Origin of the sequence: Gemmobacter lutimaris (assembly GCF_003570715.1) — a bacterium.
In the GTDB taxonomy this organism is placed as follows: Bacteria; Pseudomonadota; Alphaproteobacteria; order Rhodobacterales; family Rhodobacteraceae; genus Gemmobacter; species Gemmobacter lutimaris.
In genome coordinates, this window is the sequence record NZ_QXXQ01000004.1 from 177,131 (window position 1) to 203,517 (window position 26,387).

Consider the following 26,387-nt stretch of genomic DNA (forward strand, 5'->3'; position numbering starts at 1 on the left):
AGACCATAACGTATGGAAAATACCCTGCAACCCGCTGTAGGATGACTGTGGCAATTCCTGGGTCTTTCCGGGGCGCCTCCCCTGAACGGGGGATGGGTTTGCGGCGCTGGATGCGTCATATCAGATAAAATTTTTCAAACGGGGTTTGACCATGGCCTATCTTCCCGGCGACGACAAAAAGAACACCATTAAGGGCACGGACGAGGCGGACCAGATTCTTGCCCAGGGTGGCAACGACAAGGTGTTCGGCGGCTTCGGCAATGACAATGTTCTGGGGGGCGAGGGTAACGATACCCTCTATGGTGGCTTTGCCACCGACGTCCTCAATGGCGAGGCCGGCAATGACGTGATTTATGGCGACAGCGCCGGAGATATTCTCAGCGGTGGTGCGGGCAAGGACCGGATCTTTGGCGGCAGCGGATCGGATACGATCGGCGGCTACGGTCAGCCGATCTCGGATTACGATGGCGATGTGATCGACGGCGGCACAGGGCTTGACTGGCTGTATCTGGATTACTCGTCGCGCGGCAGCAAGCTGACGCTGACCATCGGTGACTGGATCAAGACCCAGACGCTGACCGGCAACGTCAAGGTGACATGGGTCGATGTGTTCAACATCACCGGCACCGCGCAGGGCGACAAGATCACCGGCGGGATGTTCTTCGACTTCCTGTATGGCGGTGACGGCAATGACCGCATTGACGGCGCGGGCGGCAATGACTCGATCCTCGGGGCGGCTGGCAATGACACGCTGCTGGGCGGGATGGGCAACGACTCGCTCAATGGGGGCGAGGGCGACGACAGGCTGGATGGACAGCAGGGCGCCAATTATCTGGATGGCGGCGCGGGCAATGACACGCTGAACGTCGGGCTGGCGGGCTGGCTTTACGGAGGCGAAGGCAACGACAAGATGACCGGCGGCATCACCAACGACACGTTCGATGGTGGCCTTGGCAACGACTCGATGTATGGCGGCGCGGGCAACGACACTTTCACCGATCCCGACGGCAATGACCTGATCGACGCAGGCGCGGGCGATGACAATGTGACCCTGCGGTATGGCGTCGGCCGTGATACGGTAAAGGGTGGTGCGGGCAGCGATACGTTGGTGCTTCAGGGGATTACCGACAACTTTACTGTCAAGGCTCCGGGCAAGACGGTTTCGCTGCCGGGGGGCACCAAATACAATGGCTTCGAGAATTTCCGTCTGGAAGCCTCGAACCAGGGGCAGGGCATCAAGTTCACCTCGCTGGCAGGCAATGACACGCTTTATGCCACCTCGGGCAATGACGTGCTCAACTCGGGTGGCGGCAGCGACAGCATCTTCTCCTATGGCGGCAGCGACAAGGTGAACGGCGGTGCGGGCGACGATTTCCTGTCGGTGGATTCCGCGGACAAGGACACCGTTGACGGCGGCACCGGCCGTGACACGCTGTCGATGGGTAATTATGCCGATACCCGTGATCTGGTGCTGGCCTTCACCGGCACCAAGGGCACGCTGACCGGCGGTTCGGTCTTCAAGGGGATCGAGATCGTCAGCACCAGCTTCGGTTCGGGCAATGACAAGTTCGTCAAGGTGGGCGCACTGCAATCCGTCAATGTCAGCGGTGGGGCCGGGAACGACACGCTGTCAGGCACCAAGAACAACTGGGACTATCTGCGCGGCGATACCGGCAATGACAGCCTGAATGCAGGCGCTGGCGACGACACGCTGGATGGCGGCGAAGGCGACGACACCCTGATCGGCGGCGATGGCAACGACTGGATCAACGATTCCTACGGCACCAACGAGGTCGATGCCGGGGCAGGAAACGATTATGTCTCGCTGTTTGAATATTATGCAGGCATCGCGGGCTATGACATCGGCGGCAACACCAAGATGGGCACGGGTGACGACAGCCTGTACATCACCCTCAAGGCGGCCAGCACCGGCAAGCTTGTGGCAGATGGCGGTGCCGGGACCGACCTGATCGGGCTGACGCTGACCGACCAGACCGAAAATGTCGTCTTCGACATCAAGAAGACGAAATCGCTTCTGGACGGGCGCATCAAGATCAGCGGATTCGAGACGGTCAACATCGCCACCGGCTCCGGTAATGATGCGCTGACCGGCGGGGCGAACAACGACACGCTGAGCGGCGGCGAGGGCAATGACAAGCTGTTCGGCGGCGATGGCAGTGACCGGTTGGATGCGGGCATGGGCCGCGACATCCTGCGCGGCGGGGCCGGGATGGACTACCTTTATGGTGGCAGCTATTGGGGCAACTCGGAAACCGGCGACGTGCTGGATGGTGGGGCCGACAACGATGTGATCACGACCGGCCTTGGCGCGACCGCGATCGGCGGCGGCGGGTTCGACACGCTGATCCTGAACCTGTCGGAACAGACCGCCAATTACACACTGAACATCGGCAAGGCTTCGCAGAAGCTGGACGCGAACACCAAGGTTTCAGGCTTCGAGGCGGTGCAATATCAGGGCAGCGCGGGCAAGGACAAGGTAACCGGCGCCAATGGTGTCGATGTGCTGAATGGCAATGGCGGCAATGATACGCTGATCGGCCGCGGCGGCACCGATACCATGACCGACGGTGCGGGCGATGACCGGCTGCTGGGCGGTTCGGGCGATGACATGCTGTGGCGCAGCGATGCGACCGGCAAGGATTTCTTCGACGGTGGCACCGGCACCGACACGCTCCAGTTCTCTGGCTATTACGGCAGCGTGATCTTCGACATGGCGAACCAGTCGAAGAATGATGGTCTGGCCAAGGGGCTGACGGCGAAGAACATCGAAAGGGTGCACGGCAGCTATGCCGAGGACCGGATCAGCGGTGACGGCAAGAACAATTACATCAACGGCTTGCTGGGCGATGATACGCTTGATGGCCGCGCCGGCAACGACACGCTGGACGGCGGTGGCGGCGACGACTTGCTGACCGGCGGCGCCGGGGCCGATGTGTTCATGCTGAGCCGTGACGGCAATCAGGGTGACATCTTCACCGATTTCACCCGTGGCTCCGACAAGCTGGGTATCGGCTACTACTTCGGCATCTATGCGGGCAGCGGCACGACTTTCGAGGTTGTGACCGGCGCGTCGCCCGTAGCCAAGACCACGGGACCGACCTTCCTGTTCGAAACCGATAACGGCCGTCTCTGGTTCGACGCGGACGGCAAGAGCGATGTTGCAGAAGCCGAGTTCATTGCCCAGTTGCGTGGTGTCAGCAACCTGTCGGTCAACGATTTCGTGTTGATCTGATCGCTGCACCGAAAAACCGGGCAATGCTGGCCGCGCGGGGATCCCCTCCTTCGCGCGGCCTTTGCTTTCGGGTTACATCATCCATTCGACGGGCAGAAAGCCGATGACTGTCAGCGCGATGCGATGGAACAGGCTGGTGCCGGGTTCATCGGTCCGGGGAACCCCGCTGCCATCGGACCAGACAAGCCCGTCAGGCGCTTCCGTCACGCGCCAGGATGTTTCCCCCAGATGACTGTCAAAGCTTTCACGCATGGCGGTGGCAAGGCCGGGGCTCTGGATCAGAAATCCCATCTCGCAATTCAGCAAGACCGAGCGCGGATCGAAGTTGAACGAGCCGACGAAGATCCGGTTGTCATCCAGTGCGAAGGTCTTGGCGTGCAGGCTGGCGCCTGAACTGCCCAGCAGGCCAAGCCGTTCGGCGCTTTCGGCCGAGGCGGGGCTGCGTTTCAGTTCATAGACCTCGACCCCGCCCTCCAGCAGTGCCTTGCGGTATTTGACGTAAGAGGCATGCACCGGCAGCACATCCGTCGCCTCCAGCGAATTGGTCAATGTGCGCACCTTGACCCCGCGCGCGGCAAGGCCGGTCAGCACCTCGACCCCCCGCTTTCCCGGCACGAAATAGGCCGAGACAAGATCCAGCCGCTGTTCGGCCGTGCCGACGATGGCGGCCAGACGGCCCAGCATCAGCGCCTCGGGGGCGACGGGCCCAAGCCCCTTGGCCGGATCGTCGGAAACCAATTGCACCGGCACCCATTCGAAGATCCGTTTGCCTGCCAGCAGATCGGCCACAAGCCGCGTGTCCCGCAAGGCCGCGTCATAGCGGCCAGAATCCGGCGCGGCATGGGCCTCGGCGACGGCCGCGGCGAAGCGGGCGGCATCGGTGGCCACAGGCTTCATCAGCAATTCATGCGGATAGGCCGAGCCACTGTTCCAGTAGGCATCGAAATCGGCATCGACCTCGGGCAGGATGGCTCCGGTTGCCAGAAGGTCGAAATCTGCGAACTGCGTATCGGCGGCGCGCGAAAAGTAGATGTCGCCGATATTGCGCCCGCCGATGATCGTGGCGGCGCCATCGACGGTAAAGCTCTTGTTGTGCATCCGGCGGTTCAGGCGCGGAAAGTCGAAGGCATAGGACAGCATGCGCGGCTTGCGCAGCGTGAAGGGGTTGAAGATACGCACCTCGGCCGAGGGCAGGGCGTTCAGCGCCGCAAGTTCGGTATCCAGATCCGACGTACCATTGTCATCCACCAGCAGCCGCACCCGAACCCCGCGTTCGGCGGCGGCGCGCAATTCATCCAGCAGTGGCAGGCCGGTCAGATCGCGTTGCCAGATGTAATAACGGGCGTCGATGCTGCGGGTGGCGGCGCGGGCCAGCAGCATCCGTGCCGCATAGGCTTCGGCCCCATGGTGCAGCGGACGGATGCCGGTCAGACCGGGATGTGCCCCGGCCTCGGGCTGCAAGGCGCGGCTGAGCGGGGTTTCCGGTGCGGCGGGCAGGGCCTGGCTTGGGATGCGGCTTTCCAGAGACGGCAGGGGAAACAGGAACCGCGCCAGAATGATCAGTGCGACACAGACCAGCGCCAGCTTCAACACGAACCGCAAGAACCCCATTCCCACCCCTTCCGGCCTGTCAGACCTCTTCCACCATTACAACGCCCTGCATCGCCTTGATCGCCCCTTTGATTTGCGGCGAGACCGGATAAAGCTGCGGCAACGTCAGATCAATCTCGCGCCCCGCGTCATCGGCCACCGTCAGGGTGATCTGTCCCTTGGACCGTCCGGCCTCCACCCGCGCGAACAGCGCCGCGACCGAGGCGACGGCCTCGGCCCGGTCGAGATGGATGCGCAGGTTGGTGCCGCCCGCTTCGGCCGCCACGCTGTCGATCGGCTGGGCCGAGCGCGCCAGCAGTTTCAGCGTGTCGCCTTCCAGATTGGCCTCGACCGTCAGGACGACATTCATGCCGGGTTCCAGATGATGGCGGCATTGTTCCAGCGTGTCGGAAAACACCGTGACCTCGTAAAGCCCGGTCGGATCAGACAGTTGCACAAAGGCGAAACGGTTGCCCTTGGCCGATTTGCGCTCCTGTTTCGAGGAAACGGAACCGGCGATCTTGGCAGCCACCGGACCGTTCTCGCAAGCCAGCGTCAGTTCGGCCAGCGTCAACACTTTCTTGCGCTTCAGCGGACCCATGTAATCGTCCAGCGGGTGACCGGACAGGTAGAAGCCGATGGCCTGATGTTCCTGCGCCAGCCGCTCGACCGGCAGCCAGTCGTTGCGGTTGGCCATGCGCGGTTCGGGGATGTCCGAGCCCGATTCACCGAACAGAGATACCTGGGCCGAGGTCTTGGCCTCGTGGATCGCCGCCGAATAGGCGACCAGCCCGTCCAGCCCGTCGAACACCCGCGCGCGGTTCGGGTCCAGCATGTCGAAACAGCCTGCCCGCGCCATCATCTCCAGCGGGCGTTTGCCCACACGCTTCAGGTCGACGCGGCGCGCGAAATCGAACAGCGTGGCAAAGGGCTTGTCAGTGCCGTTCGCACCGCGCCGCGCCGCGACGATCAGGCCCATCGCATCGACGCCCACATTCTTCAGCGCGCCCAGCGCATAGACCACCTTGCCGCCGTTCACGCTGAAGGTGGCAAGGCTGCGGTTCACGCAGGGCGGCACCACCGGGATCGACAGCTTGTCCAGCTCGCGTTTGTAGACGGCCAGCTTGTCGGTCAGATGAATATCGCAGTTCATCACCCCGGCCATGAATTCGACCGGGTGGTTGGCCTTCAGCCAGCCCGTCTGATAGCTGACCACCGCATAGGCGGCGGCGTGGGATTTGTTGAAGCCGTAGTTGGCGAATTTCTCCAGAAGGTCAAAGACCTCACCGGCTTTCTTCGCGTCGATGTTGTGGGTGGCCTTGGCGCCTTCGATGAATTTCGGGCGCTCCTTGGCCATCTCCTCGGCGATTTTCTTGCCCATGGCGCGGCGCAGAAGGTCGGCGCCGCCGAGGCTGTAGCCCGCCATGACCTGCGCGATCTGCATCACCTGTTCCTGATAAACGATGATGCCCTGGGTTTCGGCGAGGATCGGGTCGATGGTCGGATGCAGGCTTTCCAGCGGGCGCAAGCCATGCTTCACCTCGCAATAGACCGGGATGTTTTCCATCGGGCCGGGGCGATAGAGCGCGACCAGCGCGACGATGTCCTCGATGCAGGTCGGTTTCATCCGCCGCAGCGCATCCATCATGCCCGAGCTTTCAACCTGAAACACCGCAACCGTCTTGGCCTGTGAATAGAGGTCGTAGGTCGCCTTGTCATCCAGCGGGATATGGCCGATGTCATTCTCGGCCCCCGGCTTCGGCTCGTAAAGCCGGGTGCCGTCCGGTGCCTCGTGCAACTGGCGCCCGGTGCCAAGGATCAGGTCGATGGCGTTCTGGATCACCGTCAGCGTCTTCAGACCCAGAAAGTCGAACTTCACCAGACCGGCGGCTTCCACCCATTTCATGTTGAACTGGGTGGCAGGCATATCGGACCGCGGGTCCTGATACAGCGGCACCAGCGCATCCAGCGGCCGGTCGCCGATCACCACACCGGCGGCGTGAGTGGAGGCGTTGCGCAGCAAGCCCTCGATCTGCATGCCGTAATCCAGCAGGCGCTTCACCACCTCCTCGGCCTTGGCCGCCTCGCGCAGGCGCGGCTCGTCCGCCAGCGCCTTCTGGATGCTGACCGGCTTCACCCCCTCGACCGGGATCATCTTCGACAGCCGGTCCACCTGCCCGTAAGGCATCTGCAAGACACGGCCCACATCGCGCACGGCGGCCTTGGAAAGAAGCGCGCCGAAAGTGATGATCTGCCCCACCTTGTCGCGGCCATAGCGTTCCTGCACATAGCGGATCACCTCTTCGCGGCGATCCATGCAGAAGTCGATGTCGAAGTCGGGCATCGACACCCGTTCCGGGTTCAGGAAGCGTTCGAACAGCAGCGCATAACGCAGCGGGTCAAGGTCGGTGATGGTCAGCGCATAGGCCACCAGAGAGCCTGCACCCGACCCCCGCCCCGGACCGACCGGGATGGCATGCGCCTTGGCCCATTTGATGAAATCGGCCACGATGAGGAAATAGCCCGGAAACTTCATCCGCTCGATAATGTCGAGCTCGAATTGCAGGCGCGCCTCGTATTCCTCGACCGGCGCGGCATGGGGGATCACCTCAAGCCGCGCCTTCAGCCCGGCCCAGGCCTGACGGCGCAGTTCCTCCACCTCGTCATCGGCGAAGCGTGGCAGGATCGGCGCGCGCTTTGCGGCCTTGAAAGCGCAGCGCTTTGCGATTTCGACCGTGTTCTCCAAAGCCTCGGGCAGATCGGCGAACAGGGCGCACATCTCGGCTTCGGACTTGAAGTAATGCTGCGGAGTCAGCCGCCGGCGCGGCTCTGCCTGATCGACATAGGCGCCTTCCGCAATGCAGATCAGCGCGTCATGCGCCTCATACATCTCGGATTTGGGGAAATAGACGTCATTGGTGGCGACCAGCGGCAGGCCCTGATCATAGGCGATCTCGACAAAGCCGCGCTCGGTCGCAGCTTCGGCCGCCATCAGCCGCCCGCCTTCGCCGGGGTGGCGCTGCAATTCGACATAGAGCCGCCCCGGATAGATCGCGGCCAGCCGGTCCGCCAAAGCCTCGGCCCGGCCCCGGTTGCCGGTTTGCAGGATCTTGCCCAAAGGCCCCTCGGCGCCGCCGGTCAGACAGATCAGCCCCTCTGCATGCGCCTCCAGATCCGCGAGCGTCACCTGCGGCAACTGCCCGCCCTGATCGAGGTAAAGGCAGGAGTTCAGCTTCATCAGATTGCCGTATCCCGTCTCGTCCTGCGCCAGCAGCACGACAGGGGCGGGCGCCTTCGGCTTTTCCCCCGGCGCGGGCGTCTCATAGGCAAGGCTGACCTGACAGCCGACGATAGGTTGCACCCCGGCGCCGCTCGCGATGGTCGAAAACTCCAGCGCCGCGAACATGGCATTGCTGTCGGTCACCGCTACCGCAGGCATGTTCTGCGCGGCACAAAGCCCCACAAGCTTTTTCACCGGCACCGCGCCTTCCAGCAGCGAATATTCGGTATGGACACGCAGATGGATGAATCGGACTGGATCGCTCATGCCCGATAGCCTAGCCTGTCGGCGTCCGGCCGGAAAGGGTGCCACATTCTTCGGCATTTCTTGCAACTGCTTTCGGAAAACACAAAAAAGTAATGCTTGCCAGACGACGGGCCCTTGGGGTCATCTATAAGGAACCAGAACAAGGCTGCCCCTCTTACGCCGCATCGGAGGGGAATAACCGGGCCAAGGGGGTAACGCGGCGGGACGACCGATGACCGGAGTAGCGTTTCTGCTGAACGGAACGCCGGTGCGCCTGGGTGAAACCAGCCCGACGCGCACCCTGTTGCAATACCTGCGCGAGGATCGGGGCCTGACCGGCACCAAGGAAGGCTGTAACGAGGGCGATTGCGGCGCCTGCACGGTGATCGTGACCGATGAACACGGGCCACGCGCGCTGAACGCCTGCATCCTGTTCCTGCCGCAACTGCACGGCAAGGCGGTGCGCACGGTCGAGGCGATTGCCGCCGCCGACGGCACGCTCCACCCCGTGCAACAGGCCATGGTCGATCACCACGGCAGCCAGTGCGGCTTCTGCACGCCGGGCTTCATCGCCTCGATGGCCGCCGCCCATGCGCAGGGCCGCAAGGATCATGACGTGGTGCTGGCCGGCAACCTCTGCCGCTGCACCGGCTACGCCCCGATCATCCGCGCCGCCGAGGCCGCCGAAGGCCAGCCACTTCCCGCCTGGCTGGAAGACGACCGTGCTTTCATCTTGGCACAAATATCCTCGGGGGTCCGGGGGCAGACAGCCCCCGGCGCCTTCCGCCCCGTGACGACCGATGAACTGGCGGACTGGTATGAAACCCACCCCGAGGCCACACTGGTCGCCGGCGCCACCGATGTCGGCCTCTGGGTGACCAAGCAGCTGCGCGACCTGCCTCAGGTCGCCTTCCTGAACGGCATCCCTGAAATGCAGCGCATCGCGCCGCAGGGCGATGCAATCCGCATCGGCGCCGGTGTCACCCTGACCGACCTGCGCGCCGCCATGGCCGGCCCGCATCCGCATTTCGCCGCCATGCTGACCCGTTATGCCTCCGAACAGGTGCGGAACGCCGCGACCATCGGTGGCAACATCGCCAATGGCTCGCCCATCGGCGATGGCCCGCCCGCGCTGATCGCTCTGGGGGCGCGGCTGCATCTGCGCAAGGGGGCTGCACGGCGCGAGATGGCGCTGGAGGATTTCTTCCTCGACTACCGCAAGCAGGACCGCCAGCCCAGCGAGTTCGTGGAGGCCATCACCCTTCCCGCCACCGCGCCGGGGCTGCGCTGCTACAAGCTGTCGAAACGCTTCGATCAGGATATTTCGGCGGTGCTTGGCTGTTTCAACCTGACGGTGGAAAACGGCACCATCACCTCGGCGCGCATCGCCTTTGGCGGCATGGCCGGGATTCCGAAACGGGCGCATGCGGTGGAGGCGGCGCTCACGGGCCAAAGCTGGCCCGCCGCGCGCGCACCCGCGCGCGCCGCTTTCGCGGCGGATTTCGTGCCGCTCAGCGATATGCGTGCCAGCGCCGACTATCGGCTGGAGGCCGCGCGCAACATGCTGGATCGCTATATGCTCGACCTCGCGGGCACCCCGGTCTCGGTGCTGGAGGTGCGGGCATGAGCATCGGCAAACTGCTTCCGCATGACGCCGCCGCCCTGCATGTGACCGGGGCCGCGCGCTATACCGATGACATCCCGCTGCCGGCGGATGCGCTGCATCTGGCCTTTGGCCTGTCGACCTGCGCCCATGGCGCGATCACCGCGATGGACCTCGCGGCGGTGCGCGCCGCGCCGGGTGTGGTGGCGGTGTTTTCCGCCGGGGACTGGCCCGAGATGCCGGATTGCTCGCCCTCGCTGGGGGACGAGCCGCTGTTGGCCACGGGCGAGGTGCATTATGTCGGCCAGCCGGTGTTCCTTGTGGTGGCCGAAAGCCATCTGGCGGCGCGCAAGGCCGCGCGGCTGGGCAAGATCGGCTATGACGAACGCCCGGCGCTGCTGACGGTCGAGGCCGCGCTGGCGGCGAACAGCCGGTTCGAGGCCGGCCCGGTGGTCTGGGCGCGCGGCGATGCGGCGGCGGCGATCGCCAGGGCGCCGCAGGTGGTGGAAGGGCAGTTCGAGGTCGGCGGGCAGGAGCATTTCTATCTGGAAGGTCAGGTCGCGGCCGCCCTGCCGCAAGAGGGCGGCGATATGGTCGTCTATGCCTCCACCCAGCACCCGACCGAGATCCAGCACAAGGTCGCCCATGCCCTGCATCTGCCGATGAGCGCGGTGCGAGTCGAGGTGCGCCGCATGGGCGGCGGTTTCGGCGGCAAGGAAAGCCAGGGCAATCATCTGGCCATTGCCTGCGCCATGGCGGCGCGCGCCACGGGGCGACCCTGCAAGATGCGCTATGACCGCGACGACGACATGGTCATCACCGGCAAGCGCCATGATCTGAAGATCGGCTATCGCGCGGGGTTCGATGCGACCGGGCGGATTTTGGGGGTGGAGTTCACCCATCTGTTCCGCTGCGGCTGGAGCCAGGATCTGAGCCTTCCGGTCGCCGACCGCGCCATGCTGCATGCGGATAATGCCTATTATCTGGAGAATATCCGCATCGAAAGCCACCGGCTGCGCACCAATACCCAGTCGAACACCGCCTATCGCGGGTTTGGCGGGCCGCAGGGCGTGGTCGGGATCGAGCGGGTGGTGGATCACGTCGCCCATGCGCTGAAGCTGGACCCGGTCGCGGTGCGGCGGCGGAATTTCTATGCGGAGATGGAGACGGGGGGGCCGTCTGCCCCCCCGCGCCCCCCCGAGGATATTTCCGGACAGAAAATGACGGCGGGGGCGTTTCGGGCGGAGGCGCCGGGAACGGGGCATCGCTATGGCGGGGCGCATTCGCCGAAGACGCTGGTGCAGACGACGCCTTACGGGATGCCGGTCGAGGATTTCTGTCTGCGCGCACTGTTGGACGATCTGGAGCGGAGTTCGGATTACGTCGCGCGGCGGGCGGAGATTGCGCGGTGGAATGAAGGCTCGCGGGTCTTGAAGCGGGGCATCGCGTTGACGCCGGTGAAGTTCGGGATTTCGTTCACGCTGACCTGGCTCAATCAGGCGGGCGCCCTGGTGCATGTGTATCAGGACGGTTCCATCCGGCTGAACCATGGCGGCACCGAGATGGGGCAGGGCCTGTTCCTCAAGGTCGCGCAGGTGGCGGCGAGTGTGTTCGGCGTCGATGTGGCGGCGGTGAAGATCACCGCGACGGATACGGCGAAAGTGCCCAATACCTCGGCCACGGCGGCGTCTTCGGGCAGCGACATGAACGGCATGGCGGCGCAGGCGGCCTGTCTGACGATCCGCGACCGGATGGCGGCGTTCATGGCCGGGAAGTTCGGGGTCGAGCCTGCGCAGGTGCGGTTCGAGGGCGGCATGGTGCGGGTGGCGGGGGAGGCTTTCCCCTTCGCGCAGGTGGCGGCATGGGCCTATCAGGCGCGCGTCTCGCTATCGGCGACCGGCTTCTATGCCACACCCAAGCTGCAATGGGACCGGGTGAAGGGGCAGGGGCGGCCGTTCCTTTATTTTGCCTATGGCGCGGCGGTGACCGAGGTGGTGATCGACACGCTGACCGGCGAGAACCGCATCCTGCGCGCTGACATCCTGCATGACACCGGCGCCAGCCTGAACCCGGCGATTGATATCGGCCAGGTGGAAGGCGCCTATGTGCAGGGCGCGGGCTGGTTGACCACCGAGGAACTGGTTTGGGACGGCAAGGGGCGGCTGATGACGCATGCGCCCTCCACCTACAAGATCCCGGCCTGTTCGGATCGCCCGCCGGTCTTCAACGTGGCGCTGTGGAACCGCCCCAACCGGGAGGAGACGGTGGGCCGCTCCAAGGCGGTGGGCGAGCCGCCCTTCATGCTGGGGATTTCGGCCTTGATGGCGCTGTCGGATGCGGTGGCGGCCTGTGGCGACGGGTCCGCTTATCCGGCGCTTGATGCGCCCGCCACGGCAGAGCGGGTGCTGGCGGCGGTGCGGCGGCAGGTGAGCGATGTTTGACCGCGCGGCGCTTCAGGCGGCTCTGGCCGTGCAGGGAACTGTGGTGCGGGTGGTCATCGCCGAGGTGAAGGGCTCCAGCCCGCGCGAGATTGGCGCCGCGATGCTGGTCTGGCACGGCGGGCAGGCGGGCACCATTGGCGGCGGCGCGCTGGAACATCTGGCGACCGGCATTGCCATGAACATGCTGGCGGGGGAGGAAGCGCGGCGCTTCGGCCGCTGGCCGCTGGGGCCTGCCATCGGCCAGTGCTGCGGCGGCGCGGTGGCGCTTTTGTTCGAGCGCTTCACGCAGAGCGAGGCCTTGCCCGAGGGTGTCTTTGTTCGCCCGGTTATGGCGGAAACGGCGATGCCGCTGGCGGTGAAGCGGCTGCTGGCGGCGCAGCGTGGCAGCGGGGTGAAACCCGCGCCGCAACTGGTGCAGGGCTGGTTTGTCGAGCCGGTGGCGGTTGCTGCACGGCCGCTGTGGATATGGGGCGCCGGGCATGTCGGGAGGGCACTGGTGTCGGTTCTGGCGCCGCTGCCCGATCTGGCGATCACCTGGGTCGATACCGCGCCCGAGCGTTTTCCGTCCATGATCTCCGAAAGGGTGACCGCAGTGCCTGTGGCCGATCCTGCGCTGCTTGTCACCCATGCCCCGCGCGACGCGGCGCATCTGGTGCTGACTTATTCGCATGCGCTGGATCTGGAACTGTGTCACCGCATTCTGGCGCATGGTTTCGCTTCGCTCGGCGTGATCGGATCAGCGACGAAAGCGGCGCGATTCCGGGCACGGCTGCACGATCTGGGGCATTCGCATACGGAAATTCAACGGATTGCCTGTCCGATAGGCGACAAGAGCCTTGGCAAGCATCCGCAAGCCATAGCAATAGGCATGGCAAGCGCGCTGCTGAAAGGCGCCGGGGAACAGGGAAAGCGCAGGGGGATGGCGGGATGACGGCAGCTGAAACCGGCGCGGGCGATCTGCTGCGCATCGAGGGCGTGACCAAGGCCTATCCCGGTGTTGTCGCCAACAGCGATGTGAGCTTCGCCATCGCCCAAGGCGAGGTCCATGCGCTTCTGGGAGAGAATGGCGCGGGGAAATCCACGCTGGTCAAGATGATCTACGGGCTGGTGAAGCCGGATGCGGGGCGGATGATCTGGCGCGGGGCGCCGTTTGCGCCCTCGCAGCCCAGTGCGGCACGATCCTCGGGCATTGCCATGGTATTCCAGCATTTTTCGCTGTTCGAGGCGCTGAACGTGGCGGAAAATGTGGCGCTGGGCATGGAAACTCCGCCGCCGATGCGGGAGTTGGCCGCGCGCATTCGCGCGGTCAGCGAGGAATATGGCCTGCCGCTCGACCCGTCGCGCATGGTGGGCGACCTTTCGGCGGGTGAGCGGCAGCGCGTCGAGATCATCCGCTGCCTGCTGCAATCGCCGAAGCTGCTGATCATGGATGAGCCGACCAGCGTGCTGACGCCGCAGGAGGTTGAGATCCTGTTCCAGACCCTGCGGCAATTGCGGTCCGAGGGCACCTCGATCCTTTATATCTCGCACAAGCTTGAGGAAATCCGAACGCTTTGCGACCGGGCGACGGTGCTGCGGCGGGGCAAGGTGGTGGGCGCCTGCATCCCGCGCGACAGCACGGCGCGCGAAATGGCCGAGATGATGGTGGGCACGACACTGACCCCGCCGGAACGGCGCGCGACGGAAAAGGGCGAAGTGGCGCTGGGCGTCAGCGACTTGTCGGTCGCCTCGCCCATCCCTTTCGGCACCAGCCTGAAAGCGATCAGCTTCACCGTGGCGCGGGGCGAGGTGCTGGGCATCGCCGGGGTTGCAGGCAACGGGCAGGACGAATTGCTGCTGGCGCTGAACGGCGAATTGCGGGTGGCACCGGACCGGGTGCGCATTCATGGCAAGTCGGTCGGGGATCTTGGACCGACGGACCGGCGTCGGGCGGGGCTGGTTTCCGCCCCCGAGGAACGGCTGGGCCATGCGGCGGCGCCCAACATGACGCTGACGGAAAATGCGCTGTTGTCGGGCGCGGTGCGGCAGGGGCTGACGGCACGCGGTTTCATCGACTGGCGCGGGACCGAGGCTTTCGCCGAAAAGATCATCGAAAGCTTCGATGTGCGCACCCCCGGCACCCATGTCGCGGCGCGGGCGCTGTCGGGCGGGAACCTGCAAAAGTTCGTCGTCGGGCGGGAGTTGCTGCAAAGCCCCGAGGTCATTGTGATCAACCAGCCCACCTGGGGGGTGGATGCGGCGGCGGCGGCGGCGATCCGGCAGGCGATCCTTGATTGTGCCGCAGGCGGCGCGGCGGTGGTGGTGATCAGTCAGGATCTGGATGAACTGCTGGAAATCGCAGACAGTTTCGCGGCTCTGAACGAGGGGCGGCTGACGAAGCCGCGCCCGGTGCAGGGCCTGACCATCGACGAGATCGGCCTGATGATGGGCGGCGCGCACGGGATGGAGGTGGCGCATCATGCGGGCTGAGAGCGGGCAATTTTCTTGCAAGAAAATTGCAAATTCCTTCGAAGGAATTTGCGCGGGCGTGGAGGGCGGCGCATGCTGAAGCTGGAGAAGCGGCCGACGCCTTCTGTGTTCTGGGGGCGGGCCACGCCGGTTCTGGCGGTGGCGCTGACCATGGTGGCGGGCAGCCTGATGTTCGCGGCTTTGGGCAAGAACCCGTTCGAGGCGATCCGCACGATCTTCTGGGATCCGCTGTTCGGCGAATTCGCCTGGTATTTGCGCGGGCAGCTTCTGGTGAAGGCGGGGCCGCTGATCCTGATTGCGGTGGGGCTGAGCCTCGGGTTCCGGGCCGGGATCTGGAACATCGGCGCCGAAGGCCAGTATATCATGGGCGCGATCTGCGGCGCGGCGGTGGGGCTTGCGGCCTATCCGACCGAAAGTCGGCTGATTTTCCCGGTGATGGTGCTGGCGGGGGCCTTTGGCGGCTGGGTCTGGGCGATGATTCCGGCCATCCTGAAGACAAGGTTCAATACCAACGAGATCCTTGTCTCGCTGATGCTGGTCTATGTGGCGGAAACCGTGCTGGCCATGGCTTCCACCGGCTTTCTGCGTAACCCCGATGGTGCGGGCTTCCCTGGCAGCCGCAATTTCAGCAGCTATCCGGCTGCGGCCAACCCGGAACTGCTTGCGGGCACTGGTCTGCACTGGGGCGGGGTCGCGGCGCTGGGGGCCGTTGTTGCGGCCTATGTGTTGTTGCAGCGTCATATCCTTGGCTTCCAGATCAAGCTGGCCGGGCAGGCCCCGCGTGCCGCGCGTTTTGCGGGTGTCAGCCCGAACCGTCTTGTCGTCATGTGTCTGGGCATAGCCGGGGCGCTGGCCGGTCTTGCGGGCATGTTCGAGGTCACCGGCCCGGCCGGGCAGATCAGCATCGACTTCAATTCGAACTACGGCTTCACCGCGATCATCGTGGCCTTCCTTGGCCGGCTGAACCCGGTGGGGATCCTGTTCGCGGGGCTGTTGATGGCGCTGACCTATATCGGCGGCGAGATGGCCTCGACCAATCTGGGCCTGCCCTCGGCGGCCATTCAGGCGTTTCAGGGGATGTTGCTGTTCTTCCTGCTGGCCTGTGACCTCTTGACCAATTTCCGTATCGTTCCCGCCCGCAAGGAGGTGCGCTGATGTTCGGAGGTATTGATCCGGCCCTGCTGATCGCTTCGTTGATGGTGGCCTCCGTGCCGATTCTGCTGGCGGCGATCGGTGAACTGGTGGTGGAGAAGGCGGGCGTTCTGAACCTCGGTGTCGAGGGGATGATGATCATGGGCGCGGTCTGCGGCTTCATCACCGCCGTCGTCACCGGCAGCCCGGCGCTGGGTTTTCTGGGCGGTGCGGCGGGCGGCGCGGGGCTGAGCCTGCTGTTTGCGCTGCTGACGCAGGTGATGCAGGCCAATCAGGTGGCCTCGGGCCTTGCGCTGACGCTGTTCGGGCTGGGGCTGTCGTCGCTCTTGGGGCAGGGCTATGTGGGGATCAAGCCGCCCCATACCGGGGTTGTGCCCTTCGGTCCGCTGGCCGACATTCCGTTCTTCGGCAAAGTGATCTTCGGCCACGACCCGCTGGTCTATCTGTCGGTTCTGGCCGTCGCTGCGGTCTGGGCTTTCCTGCGCCATGCACGCGGCGGGCTGATCCTGCGCGCGGTGGGCGAAAGCCATGAGGCGGCGCACGCGCTGGGCTACAAGGTGCGGCGCATCCGGGTGCTGGCCATCCTGTTCGGCGGCGCCATGGCCGGTCTGGGCGGCGCCTATGTCAGCCTTGTGCGCGTGCCGCAATGGACGGACGGCATCACCGCAGGCGCGGGCTGGATTGCGCTGGCCATCGTGGTTTTCGCAAGCTGGCGTCCGTGGCGCGTGTTGCTGGGAGCCTGGTTGTTCGGCGGCATCACGGTCTTGCAACTCAACCTTCAGGCGGCGGGTTCAGGCATTCCGGTCGAATACTTGTCGATGTCGCCTTATCTGATAACCATTCTCGTGCTGGTCATCATGTCCTCGGGCCGGGGCCGGGCGGCGCTGAACGCGCCGGCGAGCCTTGGCCAGAATTTCCATGCCGCGCGCTGAGCCGGCCACGATCAACCCGGGCGCAATGCCCGATGCTACAGGGAGCAACCGAATGAACCGCAGACATCTTCTTGCCACGGCGGCGCTGGGCCTTTCGCTGGCCTTCGGCGGCGCGGCCTCCGCCCAAGACAAGACCAAGGCCTGCTTCGTCTATGTCGGCCCGATCGGCGATGGCGGTTGGACCTACCAGCACCATCAGGGTGCGCTGGACGTGCAGAAAGCCTTTGGCGACAAGGTCGAGATTGCATGGCAGGAAAACGTGCCGGAAGGCGCGGATGCCGAACGGGTGCTGACCCAGATGGCCTTGGGCGGCTGCGACATCATCTTCACCACCTCGTTCGGTTACATGGACCCGACGAATGCGGTGGCGAAGAAATTCCCGAACGTGAAGTTTGAACATGCCACTGGCTTCAAGCGGGAATCGCCCAATGTCTCGACCTATAACGCGCGTTTCTATGAAGGTCGCGCCGTGCAGGGCACCATCGCCGGCCGTATGACCAAGACCAACAAGATCGGCTATATCGGCTCGTTCCCGATCCCCGAAGTGATCATGGGCATCAACAGCTATTACCTGCATGCCAAGAAGGTGAACCCGGATGTCGAACTGACGGTGGTCTGGGCCTTTACCTGGTTCGACCCGGCGAAAGAGGCCGATGCCGCCAAGGCGATGATCGAACAGGGCGTGGACGTGATTGCCAGCCATACCGATTCCACCGCCCCGCTGGCCGAGGCTGCCAAGGCGGGCGGCAAGGTCATCGGTTTCGGTCAGGCGTCGGACATGGCGGAATACAAGCCCAGCCCGCGCGTCTCGTCGATCATCGACAACTGGGGTCCGTATTATGTGAAGCGCGTCGGTGCGCTGATGGATGGCAGCTATGAACAGGCCGATGCCTGGGAAGGCATCTCGGGCGGTGAAGTGCTGATCGGCGAAATCACCGATGCGATCCCGGCCGAGGTGAAGGCCGAGGCCGAAAAGATCCGCGACGACATCGCGGCGGGCACCTATCACCCCTTCACCGGCCCGATCAACAAGCAGGACGGTTCGGCCTGGCTGGCCGAAGGCCAGACCGCGCCGGACGGCGATCTGCTGGGCATGGGCTTCTATGTGGAAGGCATCAAGGGCGACATTCCGAAGTAATCGGGGCACCCTGCGACGAAACGACCCGGAAAGGCCCGCCGTTCTGGCGGGCCTTTTGCTTGGTGTTCTGCATTTTTCATTTGTCAAATTCATATATGATTATATGTTGTATGCGCCAGCATGCAATTCGGGAGGAAGTCAAGCATGGCTCATATCGTCGTTCTGGGTGCCGGGCTTGGCGGGGCCATCATGGCCTACGAGCTGAAAGACCAGATCCGGCCGGAAGATACCGTGACCGTGATCACCAAGGAGCCGACCTACCATTTCGTGCCCTCGAACCCGTGGATCGCAGTCGGCTGGCGCGAACGCGAGGACATCACCATCGACCTCGCCCCGACCATGGCGAAGAAGGGCATCGCCTTCAAACCCGTCGCGGCCCAGAAGGTGCATCCGCAGGAAAACCGTGTTGAACTGATCGACGGTAGCTCGGTCAGCTATGACTATCTGGTCATCGCCACCGGCCCGGAACTGGCCTTCGACGAGATCGAGGGTTTTGGCCCCGAAGACCATACCCAATCGGTCTGTCACGTCGATCACGCCCTCGCGGCGCGCGAACGGTTCGAGGAATTCTGCAAGAACCCCGCCCCGATCATCGTCGGCGCGGCGCAGGGCGCAAGCTGCTTTGGCCCGGCCTACGAATTCCTGTTCATCCTTGAAACCGAACTGCGCCGCCGCAAGATCCGCGATCAGGTGCCGATGACCTTCATCACCTCGGAACCCTATGTCGGGCATCTGGGGCTGGACGGGGTGGGCGACACCAAGGGCCTGCTGGAATCCGAGATGCGTGGCAAGCACGTCAAATGGATGACCTCCTCGCGGGTGAAGAAGGTCGAGGACGGCAAGATGATCGTCGAGGAAATCGCCGACGATGGCAGCGTGAAGGCCGAGAAGGAAATGCCCTTCGGCTTTGCCATGATGCTGCCTGCCTTCCGCGGCATCCCGGCGGTTTCGGGGATCGAGGGCCTCAGCAATCCGCGTGGTTTCACCATCGTGGACAAGCATCAGCGCAACCCGAAATACCCCAATGTCTTTGCCGTGGGCGTCTGTGTCGCCATCCCGCCGATGGCGCCGACGCCGGTGCCCTGCGGCGTGCCCAAGACCGGCTTCATGATCGAAAGCATGGTGACCGCGACCGCGCATAACATCGGCAATCTGGTGCGCGGGAAGGAACCCGATCAGGTCGGCACATGGAACGCGGTCTGTCTGGCGGATTTTGGCGACAGCGGTATTGCCTTCGTGGCACAACCGCAGATCCCGCCGCGCAACGTGAACTGGTCCTCCAGTGGCAAATGGGTGCATCTGGCCAAGATCGGCTTCGAGAAATACTTCATGCGCAAGCTGCGCAAGGGCACCTCGGAGCCGTATTACGAGAAGGCCGCGATGAAGATGCTGGGCATCGACAAGCTGAAGGCGCCGCAGAAAGGCTGATCGAAAGGGGGCTTCAAGCCCCCTTTCCTTTGCTGCGCGGGCGGTTACTCTGCGCCCCCATGACATATGATTTCCTGATCATCGGGGCCGGGATTGCCGGCCTTTCCGCCGCCGCCGAACTGGTGGGGCTTGGCTCGGTTCTGGTGCTGGAACGCGAGGCGCATCCCGCGCATCACGCCTCCGGTCGGTCCGCAGCACTTTATGAGCCGCGCTATGGCCTGCCGCCGGTGGTGGAGTTGTCGCTGGCGTCGGAAGCGGCCTTCCGTGCGCTGCCGGGCATCCTTTCGGAACGCGGGCTGATGATTCTGGCGAAGGCGGATCAGCGCGCCGCTTTCGACCGCGATCTGGCGGGCTTCCAGCTTGAGGACATCGGGGTGGAGGCCGCGCGATCCATCGTTCCGATCCTCAACCCCGCGACCGTGGCCTTTGCGGGCACCGCGAGCCACGCCTGGGACATCGACACCGATCTGTTGATTCAGGGCCATATCCGGCGCCTGAAAGCGGGTGGTGGCGGCCTGCGCACCTCCAGCCCTGTCAGCGCGATCCGGCGCGGGGGCGGGCTTTGGCATGTGACGACACCGATGGCAGAGGTATCCGCCCGTGTCCTGATCAATGCCGCCGGGGCCTGGGTCGGGCAGATTGCGGGCATGGCCGGGGTCGCTGGCCCCGCCTTCACGCCGCTGCGCCGGTCCATGGCGCGGATTGCCGCGCCTGCCGGGCATGATGTCGCACGCTGGCCGATGCTCTTTGGCTGTGGCGAAAGCTGGTATGCCAAGCCTGATGCCGGGGCACTGATCATTTCGCCGGCCGAGGAAGACCCGCTGACACCGCAGGATGCCTGGGCCGATGACATGGTGCTGGCCGAAGGGCTGGCCCGGTATGAGGAAATGGTGACCGAACCCGTGACCCGGCCGCTGGCCAACTGGGCGGGCCTGCGCACCTTCTCGCCCGACCGGGTGCCGGTGATCGGGCCGGACCCGGTGGAACCCGCCTTCTTCTGGCTGGCGGGGCAGGGTGGTTACGGCTTCCAGACCTCGCCTGCCGCTGCGCGGCTGGTGGCGGCATTGCTGGGTGGCACCGCACCGGATGTCGGGACCGATCTGACCGCGCGCCTTTCGCCCGCCCGCTTCGCATGAGCCTGCGCCTGCCCGACAGCGGTGCCGAAACCGATGCCGAGGGGCGCCGACACGCGCCTTCGGCCGTGCGCAACGCGGCGCCGATTCTTGCGCTGCTGCATGAGGTGCTGCCGCCCGAGGGGCGGATGCTGGAACTTGCCTCCGGCACCGGCCAGCACGCCCGCGCCTTCAGCGACGGCTTGCCCGGCTGGCACTGGCAGCCCACTGATCTGAACCCGGACAACCTGACCTCGATCCGCGCCTGGTCGGCCGGGCAGGACCGCATCGCGCCGCCGCGCGTGCTGGATGCCGGACGACCCGGTTGGCAGGCGGGGCTTGGCTGTTTCGACGCGGCGCTAGTGGTGAACCTGTTGCACCTGATCACCGATACACAGGCCGCAGCCGTGCTGGCCGGCCTCGCCGCCGTGGCGCCGCGCCTCGTGATCTATGGCCCCTTCCTGCGCGATGGCCAGACCACCAGTTCCGGTGACGAGGCCTTCCATGCCTCGCTTCGCGCGCAAGATCCGGCCATTGGTTACAAGGATGTGCACTGGGTCGCCGGACAGTTGCGCCTTCATGGTCACGATCTGCAACTGCATGAAATGCCTGCCAACAATCTGGCGCTTGTCACATTCACAGTTTGATATGTGTCAAGGCGCGGACTTGGCTGACATGGCATGGCCCTGACAGAAAGTCAGGAGCACGACATGAGTTACAAGGCAAAGATCGACAGCATGCGCGGCGAATTGCGCGTGATGAACAAGGCCATCCCCGAAACGATGCAGGGCTTCGCGCAACTGTCCAAGGCAGCCAAGGACCAGGGCCCGCTCGGCGTGAAGGAGAAGGAATATATTGCCATCGGCATCGCCATTTCGCAACGCTGCGAGCCCTGCATCAATTTCCACGTCGAGGCGTTGATGAAGGCGGGCGGCACACGCGAGGAACTGGCCGATGTCATGGCCATGTCGATCCAGATGGGCGGTGGCCCGGCAGTCATGTATGCGGCACATGCGCTGGCCTGCTGGGATGAACTTTCGCAGTGAGCGACGGAATATCATTTTGTGAACGTATATGAATATGTTCACACAACGGAGGTTTGCCATGCGCGCACTCTATCTTCTTTCCGCCCTCGTTCCGGCCCTTGTGGCCGTTTCCTCGCCGGTGCTGGCTCAAGGCGACGGTCAGGCAGTTCATTTTCTGGAACAATGGGACGCCGATGCGGACGGCAAGGTGACGCTGGAAGAAGCGCGCAGCAAACGTGGCGAAGTGTTCTATATGTTCGACAGCGATGAGGACGGCACGCTGAACCCTGATGAATGGGCGCTGGTCGCCGATCACATGCAGGCCGAGATGGACATGAAGTCAGAAATGCGGCCTGCCAAGGGTCAGGGTCAGGGTCAGGGTCAGGGTCAGGGTCAGGGTCAGGGTCAGGGTCAGGGTCAGGGCAAAGGCATGAACGGCCCTGGTCAGGCGATGCACGAGGCGATGAGCCCCGCCTTCAATGATGCCGATGGCAATGGCGTGGTAACCGAGGCGGAATTCGTGGCTGCGACCGACACGCTTTTCACCAATCTGGACCGTAACGCCGATGGCGTGGTCTCGGCGGCGGATTTCGCCCGCTGATCCTGATTCCGCCGTGACATTCCTGCCCGCTTCGGCAACGATGCGGGCAGATTGTTTTCGCCGAGGTTTCAATGCGTCTGCCTGCGTTCCTGTTGCTTGCCAGCCTTTCGGTTCTTGCGGCCTGTGGCGGGGGCGGAGGCAGACAGGAACGCGCCGCAGTGCCCGTGCCACCAGAACAGGTGACCCGGCCGAATTTTGGCGATTCGCAGCCGCATCCCGAGCTTGCCGCCGCGATCCGGCGACACAGTGTTCACGGCATAGACGCCGCGCGATTCCAGACCAGCATCGACTGGCCCACTGCCCGCGCCAACGGGGTCAATTTCGCCTTCATCAAAGCCACGGAAGGCGGCGACCGAGTGGACGAGATGTTCGACAGCCACTGGCGCGGTGCTGCCCGTGCGGGCGTGCGGCGCGGCGCCTATCATTTCTTCTACCACTGCCGCGCGCCAGAGGAACAGGCGCGCTGGTTTTTCCGCCATGTGCCGCGCCGCTCGGGCGACCTGCCGCCGGTGATCGACATGGAATGGACGCCAACCAGCCCGACCTGCACCATTCGGCGCCCGGCCAGCGAGATCCGCGCCGATGCCGAGGTGCTGACCCGGATGTTCACCCAGCATTACCGCACCGCGCCGATCTTCTACACTACCGTCGATTTCTACGAAGACAATCAACTGTGGAAGCTGAAGGGCGTGGATTTCTGGCTTCGCTCGGTCGCGGCACACCCGTCCGACCGCTATCCGGGGCAGCACTGGGCTTTCTGGCAGTATACCTCTACGGGGCAGGTGCCGGGCATCGCGGGCGCGGTGGACATCAACGTCTTCGCCGGGGGCGAAGCGGCCTGGGCCGACTGGCTGGCCAAACGCGCCCAACCCTGACGGGGCGCCCGGATCGACTGTCGTGCCGTGAGTATTTGGGCAAGAAGCAAAGCCATATTGCTCATTGCATAAATACTCATGCGCGGCTGACGATCCCGCGGGCGGCCGGGCAGGGGCGCCATGCAAAAGGCCGCCCGGCGAGGGCGGCCTTTCGTTCTTTGCGCGGGCGGATCAGCCGTTGACGCGGATACGCTCGTTCTTCGGGTCGAAGGGGCTGTCTTCGACCACCACGGCGTCCCATTCCTTCAGCAGCATCTTCACTTTCAGCTTGGTGCCGACCTCGGCCAGTTCGGGGCTGACATAGCCCATGCCGATTTGCTTGCCGAAGGCCACCGAATAGCCGCCCGAGGTCAGACGACCGACTTTCACGCCGTCTTTCAGGATGGCTTCCTTGCCCCACGGGTCGGTGTCATCCGGCCCGTCGATCAGCAGGGTCACGCATTTCGACCGGATGCCGGTATCGAGCATCGCCTGCTTGCCGCGGAAGTCTTTCGTGAGGTCCACGAAACGGTCCAGCGCGGCCTCCAGCGGAGTGGCGTCGCGGCCGAGTTCATTGCCGAAGGCGCGGTAGGATTTTTCCTGACGCAGCCAGTTCTGCGCCCGCGCACCCACGCCTTTCAGCCCGTGCTTTTCGCCCACCGACCACAGCAGATCCCACAGGTAGCGGCCGAATTCGATCGGGTAATGCAGTTCCCAGCCCAGTTCGCCCGTATAGGCCACGCGGATCGCGCGGACCGGGCACATGCCCAGCTCGATGTCGCGGTAGGAAAGCCACGGGAAGCGCTTGTTCGACAGAACGGTGTCGGGGTCGGCGTCCTTGACGATTTCACGCATCAGGGCGCGGGCATTCGGGCCGGCCAGCGCATAGACGCCCCATTGCGTCGTCACATCATGGATGTCGATGTAACCGCCGCCCTGCGCCATGAAGTCCTCGGCCGATTTCATCAGGAAATCAGCGTCATAGGCCGTCCATGCCCCGGCAGAGATGATGTAGTATTCATTCTCTTTCAGCCGGACGATGGTGTATTCGGTGCGTGTGGTGCCCGCATCGGTCAGCGCATAGGTCAGGTTGATGCGGCCGACGGTCGGCAGTTTGTTGCAGGTGAAGTGGTCAAGGAACGCCGTCGCGCCGGGGCCACGCACCAGATGTTTGGTAAAGGCCGAGGCGTCGATGATGCCGACGGTCGAACGCACGGCCTCGGCCTCGGCCTTGGCATAGGGCCACCAGGCGCCACGGCGGAACGACCGGCTGTCGTGGTCGAAAGAGGCCGGGGCATCTTTCGGACCGTAGTAGTTCGGGCGATCCCAGCCGTTCACCTGACCGAATTGCGCGCCCATTTCCTTTTGCCGGTCATAGGCGGGGGCGGTGCGCAGCGGGCGGCAGGCTTCGCGCTCTTCATCCGGGTGGTGCAGGATGAAGACGTGTTCGTAGCATTCCTCGTTCTTGCGCGCGGCATATTCGGTGGTCATCCAGTTGCCGTAGCGCTTGGGGTCGAGGCTCGCCATGTCGATCTCGGCCTCGCCATTGACCATCATCTGCGCAAGGTAATAGCCCGTGCCGCCGGCTGCGGTGATGCCGAACGAGAAGCCTTCCGCGATCCACATGTTGCGCAGGCCCGGCACCGGGCCGACCAGCGGGTTGCCATCGGGGGTATAGCAGATCGGGCCGTTGAAATCGTCCTTCAGACCCACGGTTTCCGAAGTCGGCAGGCGATGGATCATCGACATGTATTCTTCCTCGATCCGTTCCAGATCGAGCGGGAACAGGTCGGCGCGGAAGGATTCCGGCACGTCATAAAGGAAACGGGCCGGGGCGTTGCGTTCATAGGGGCCGAGGATCCAGCCGCCGCGTTCCTCGCGGACATACCATTTCGCGTCGGCGTCGCGCAGCACCGGGTGTTCGGGGTTGCCCGCCTTGCGCCATGCAACCAGTGCCGGGTCGGGCTCGGTCACGATATACTGGTGCTCGACCGGGATCGCCGGGATCTTCACGCCCAGCAGGCGCGCGGTGCGCTGCGCGTGGTTGCCGGTGGCGGTGACCACATGTTCGGCGACGATCTCGAACTTCTCTTCACCGGCGACCAGCATGCCGCCCTTTTCCACCATGCGCGTGCAGGAGACGACCCATTCCGAGCCGGTCCAGCGATAGCCATCAACCTGCACCTTGCGCTCGATCGTGGCGCCGTGCTGGCGGGCGCCCTTGGCCATGGCCTGCGTCACGTCGGCGGGGTTGATATAGCCGTCCTGCGGGTGGAACAGCGCACCTTTCAGATCGTCGGTGCGCAGCAGCGGCCAGCGGTCCTTCATCTGGGCGGGGGTCAGGAATTCATGGTAGACCCCGGCGGTTTCCGCGACCGAGGAATAGAGCATATATTCATCCATCCGCGCGTCGGTCTGCGCCATGCGCAGGTTGCCGCAGATCGAGAAGCCGGCGTTCAGCCCGGTTTCGGCCTCAAGCGATTTGTAGAAATCCACCGAATATTTGTGGATATGGGTGGTCGCGAAGGACATGTTGAACAGCGGAAGCAGGCCCGCCGCGTGCCAGGTGGAGCCGGAGGTCAGCTCGTCCCGTTCCACCAGCATGGTGTCCCAGCCCGCTTTGGCCAGATGATAGGCGATCCCGTTGCCAACGGCGCCGCCGCCGACAACCAGGGCTTTGACATGGGTTTTCATGGGCGACTCCGTGCGCGCTGAAGAATTTCTCCATGAATGCCAGAGCGCGGGCGAAACGGATAAGTCGGCCCGACCTGTTGCGGCGAAAAACGACATCCAAAGCCTCGCTTGACGGAATCGTGCCGCCGGGGCAGGAGAGGGCATGACATTCGCCCCCGCGCCCCGTTCGGTCTGGATGCGACTCGCCGGTCTCGTGCTGGCGATGCCTTTCGTGCTGCTGTCGCTGGTGGCGCAGGGCTATATGCCCGCGCGGGGCGATGATGGCGCGCTGCGCATTGTCATCTGCACGGGGCAGGGGCCGGTGGCCATGGTGCTTGACCCGGAAACGGGCGGGCTGAAACCGGCGCCGGAGGTGGTGGATGGCCGCTGTTCCTGGGCGCAGGCTGCCTTGGCGCTCACAGTGCCTGAAGCGCCGGTGATGCGGGTGCCGCTTCGGCTTGCCCAGGCGTTTCATCCCGTCGCGCCCGACGATCTGTGGCGCCCGGCCTATGATCCGCTGGGCATCTGGGCAAGGGGGCCGCCCCGCGCCGTCTGATCTGCATTCCTCAAACGCAATCGGACGGAGTATT

18 protein-coding genes are annotated in these 26,387 nt (G+C 64.4%); 15 read left to right on the forward strand and 3 right to left on the reverse strand.

The window, feature by feature from the left end:
- The first annotated feature begins 151 nt into the window (after positions 1-151).
- Positions 152-3,253 carry a calcium-binding protein gene (locus tag D2N39_RS09235; RefSeq protein ID WP_119134495.1) on the forward strand — a complete coding sequence of 1,034 codons (3,102 nt, stop codon included), beginning with the start codon at positions 152-154 and terminating at the stop codon, positions 3,251-3,253.
- Positions 3,254-3,325: 72 nt separating this feature from the next.
- Here the strand turns inward: D2N39_RS09235 and D2N39_RS09240 are convergent, their stop codons facing one another.
- Positions 3,326-4,864, reverse strand: coding sequence for a phospholipase D family protein (locus tag D2N39_RS09240; protein WP_119134496.1), 1,539 nt, complete (start codon positions 4,862-4,864; stop codon positions 3,326-3,328).
- A 19-nt stretch (positions 4,865-4,883) separates the two neighbouring features.
- Positions 4,884-8,390 carry a DNA polymerase III subunit alpha gene (dnaE, locus tag D2N39_RS09245; protein WP_119134497.1) on the reverse strand — a complete coding sequence of 1,169 codons (3,507 nt, stop codon included), beginning with the start codon at positions 8,388-8,390 and terminating at the stop codon, positions 4,884-4,886.
- A 211-nt stretch (positions 8,391-8,601) separates the two neighbouring features.
- Between dnaE and xdhA the strand changes: the two genes are divergently transcribed.
- The 13 genes from xdhA (at position 8,602) to D2N39_RS09310 (ending at position 23,145) form a co-directional block, all read left to right on the forward strand.
- On the forward strand, positions 8,602-9,996 hold the full coding sequence (gene xdhA, locus D2N39_RS09250) for a xanthine dehydrogenase small subunit (protein ID WP_119134498.1): 1,395 nt from the start codon (positions 8,602-8,604) through the stop codon (positions 9,994-9,996).
- Positions 9,993-12,413: a xanthine dehydrogenase molybdopterin binding subunit gene (gene xdhB / locus D2N39_RS09255; RefSeq protein WP_119134499.1), complete on the forward strand. Its 2,421-nt coding sequence runs from the start codon at positions 9,993-9,995 to the stop codon at positions 12,411-12,413. The genes xdhA and xdhB overlap by 4 nt, the downstream gene beginning before the upstream one ends.
- Entirely contained in the window at positions 12,406-13,344 is a 939-nt protein-coding gene (gene xdhC / locus D2N39_RS09260; RefSeq protein ID WP_119134500.1) for a xanthine dehydrogenase accessory protein XdhC, read from the forward strand. The genes xdhB and xdhC overlap by 8 nt, the downstream gene beginning before the upstream one ends.
- On the forward strand, positions 13,341-14,882 hold the full coding sequence (locus tag D2N39_RS09265) for an ABC transporter ATP-binding protein (protein ID WP_119134501.1): 1,542 nt from the start codon (positions 13,341-13,343) through the stop codon (positions 14,880-14,882). The genes xdhC and D2N39_RS09265 overlap by 4 nt, the downstream gene beginning before the upstream one ends.
- 72 nt (positions 14,883-14,954) lie before the next feature.
- Complete coding sequence (locus tag D2N39_RS09270; RefSeq protein ID WP_119134502.1) at positions 14,955-16,037, forward strand: ABC transporter permease; 1,083 nt, start codon at positions 14,955-14,957, stop codon at positions 16,035-16,037.
- Positions 16,037-16,966 carry an ABC transporter permease gene (locus D2N39_RS09275; protein WP_119134503.1) on the forward strand — a complete coding sequence of 310 codons (930 nt, stop codon included), beginning with the start codon at positions 16,037-16,039 and terminating at the stop codon, positions 16,964-16,966. Before D2N39_RS09270 ends, D2N39_RS09275 begins: the two co-directional genes overlap by 1 nt.
- 52 nt (positions 16,967-17,018) lie before the next feature.
- Complete coding sequence (locus tag D2N39_RS09280) at positions 17,019-18,104, forward strand: BMP family ABC transporter substrate-binding protein (RefSeq protein ID WP_119134685.1); 1,086 nt, start codon at positions 17,019-17,021, stop codon at positions 18,102-18,104.
- A gap of 144 nt (positions 18,105-18,248) precedes the next feature.
- Positions 18,249-19,532 (forward strand): NAD(P)/FAD-dependent oxidoreductase, encoded by a 1,284-nt coding sequence (locus D2N39_RS09285; protein ID WP_119134504.1) that lies wholly within the window; start codon positions 18,249-18,251, stop codon positions 19,530-19,532.
- Between the two features lie 59 nt (positions 19,533-19,591).
- Complete coding sequence (locus D2N39_RS09290) at positions 19,592-20,668, forward strand: NAD(P)/FAD-dependent oxidoreductase (RefSeq protein ID WP_119134505.1); 1,077 nt, start codon at positions 19,592-19,594, stop codon at positions 20,666-20,668.
- On the forward strand, positions 20,665-21,291 hold the full coding sequence (locus tag D2N39_RS09295) for a DUF938 domain-containing protein (protein ID WP_119134506.1): 627 nt from the start codon (positions 20,665-20,667) through the stop codon (positions 21,289-21,291). Before D2N39_RS09290 ends, D2N39_RS09295 begins: the two co-directional genes overlap by 4 nt.
- Positions 21,292-21,354: 63 nt before the next feature.
- Positions 21,355-21,690, forward strand: coding sequence for a carboxymuconolactone decarboxylase family protein (locus D2N39_RS09300; RefSeq protein WP_119134507.1), 336 nt, complete (start codon positions 21,355-21,357; stop codon positions 21,688-21,690).
- A 58-nt stretch (positions 21,691-21,748) separates the two neighbouring features.
- On the forward strand, positions 21,749-22,270 hold the full coding sequence (locus tag D2N39_RS09305) for an EF-hand domain-containing protein (protein ID WP_158589797.1): 522 nt from the start codon (positions 21,749-21,751) through the stop codon (positions 22,268-22,270).
- Between the two features lie 71 nt (positions 22,271-22,341).
- Positions 22,342-23,145 carry a GH25 family lysozyme gene (locus tag D2N39_RS09310; protein ID WP_119134509.1) on the forward strand — a complete coding sequence of 268 codons (804 nt, stop codon included), beginning with the start codon at positions 22,342-22,344 and terminating at the stop codon, positions 23,143-23,145.
- Between the two features lie 171 nt (positions 23,146-23,316).
- On the opposite strand, the gene D2N39_RS09315 is transcribed toward D2N39_RS09310, so the two are convergent.
- Positions 23,317-25,818, reverse strand: coding sequence for a GcvT family protein (locus D2N39_RS09315; protein ID WP_119134510.1), 2,502 nt, complete (start codon positions 25,816-25,818; stop codon positions 23,317-23,319).
- A 142-nt stretch (positions 25,819-25,960) separates the two neighbouring features.
- On the opposite strand from D2N39_RS09315, the gene D2N39_RS09320 reads away from it, so the two are divergent.
- Positions 25,961-26,353, forward strand: a complete 393-nt coding sequence (locus D2N39_RS09320) for a hypothetical protein (protein ID WP_119134511.1) — start codon at positions 25,961-25,963, stop codon at positions 26,351-26,353.
- Positions 26,354-26,387: the final 34 nt, after the last annotated feature.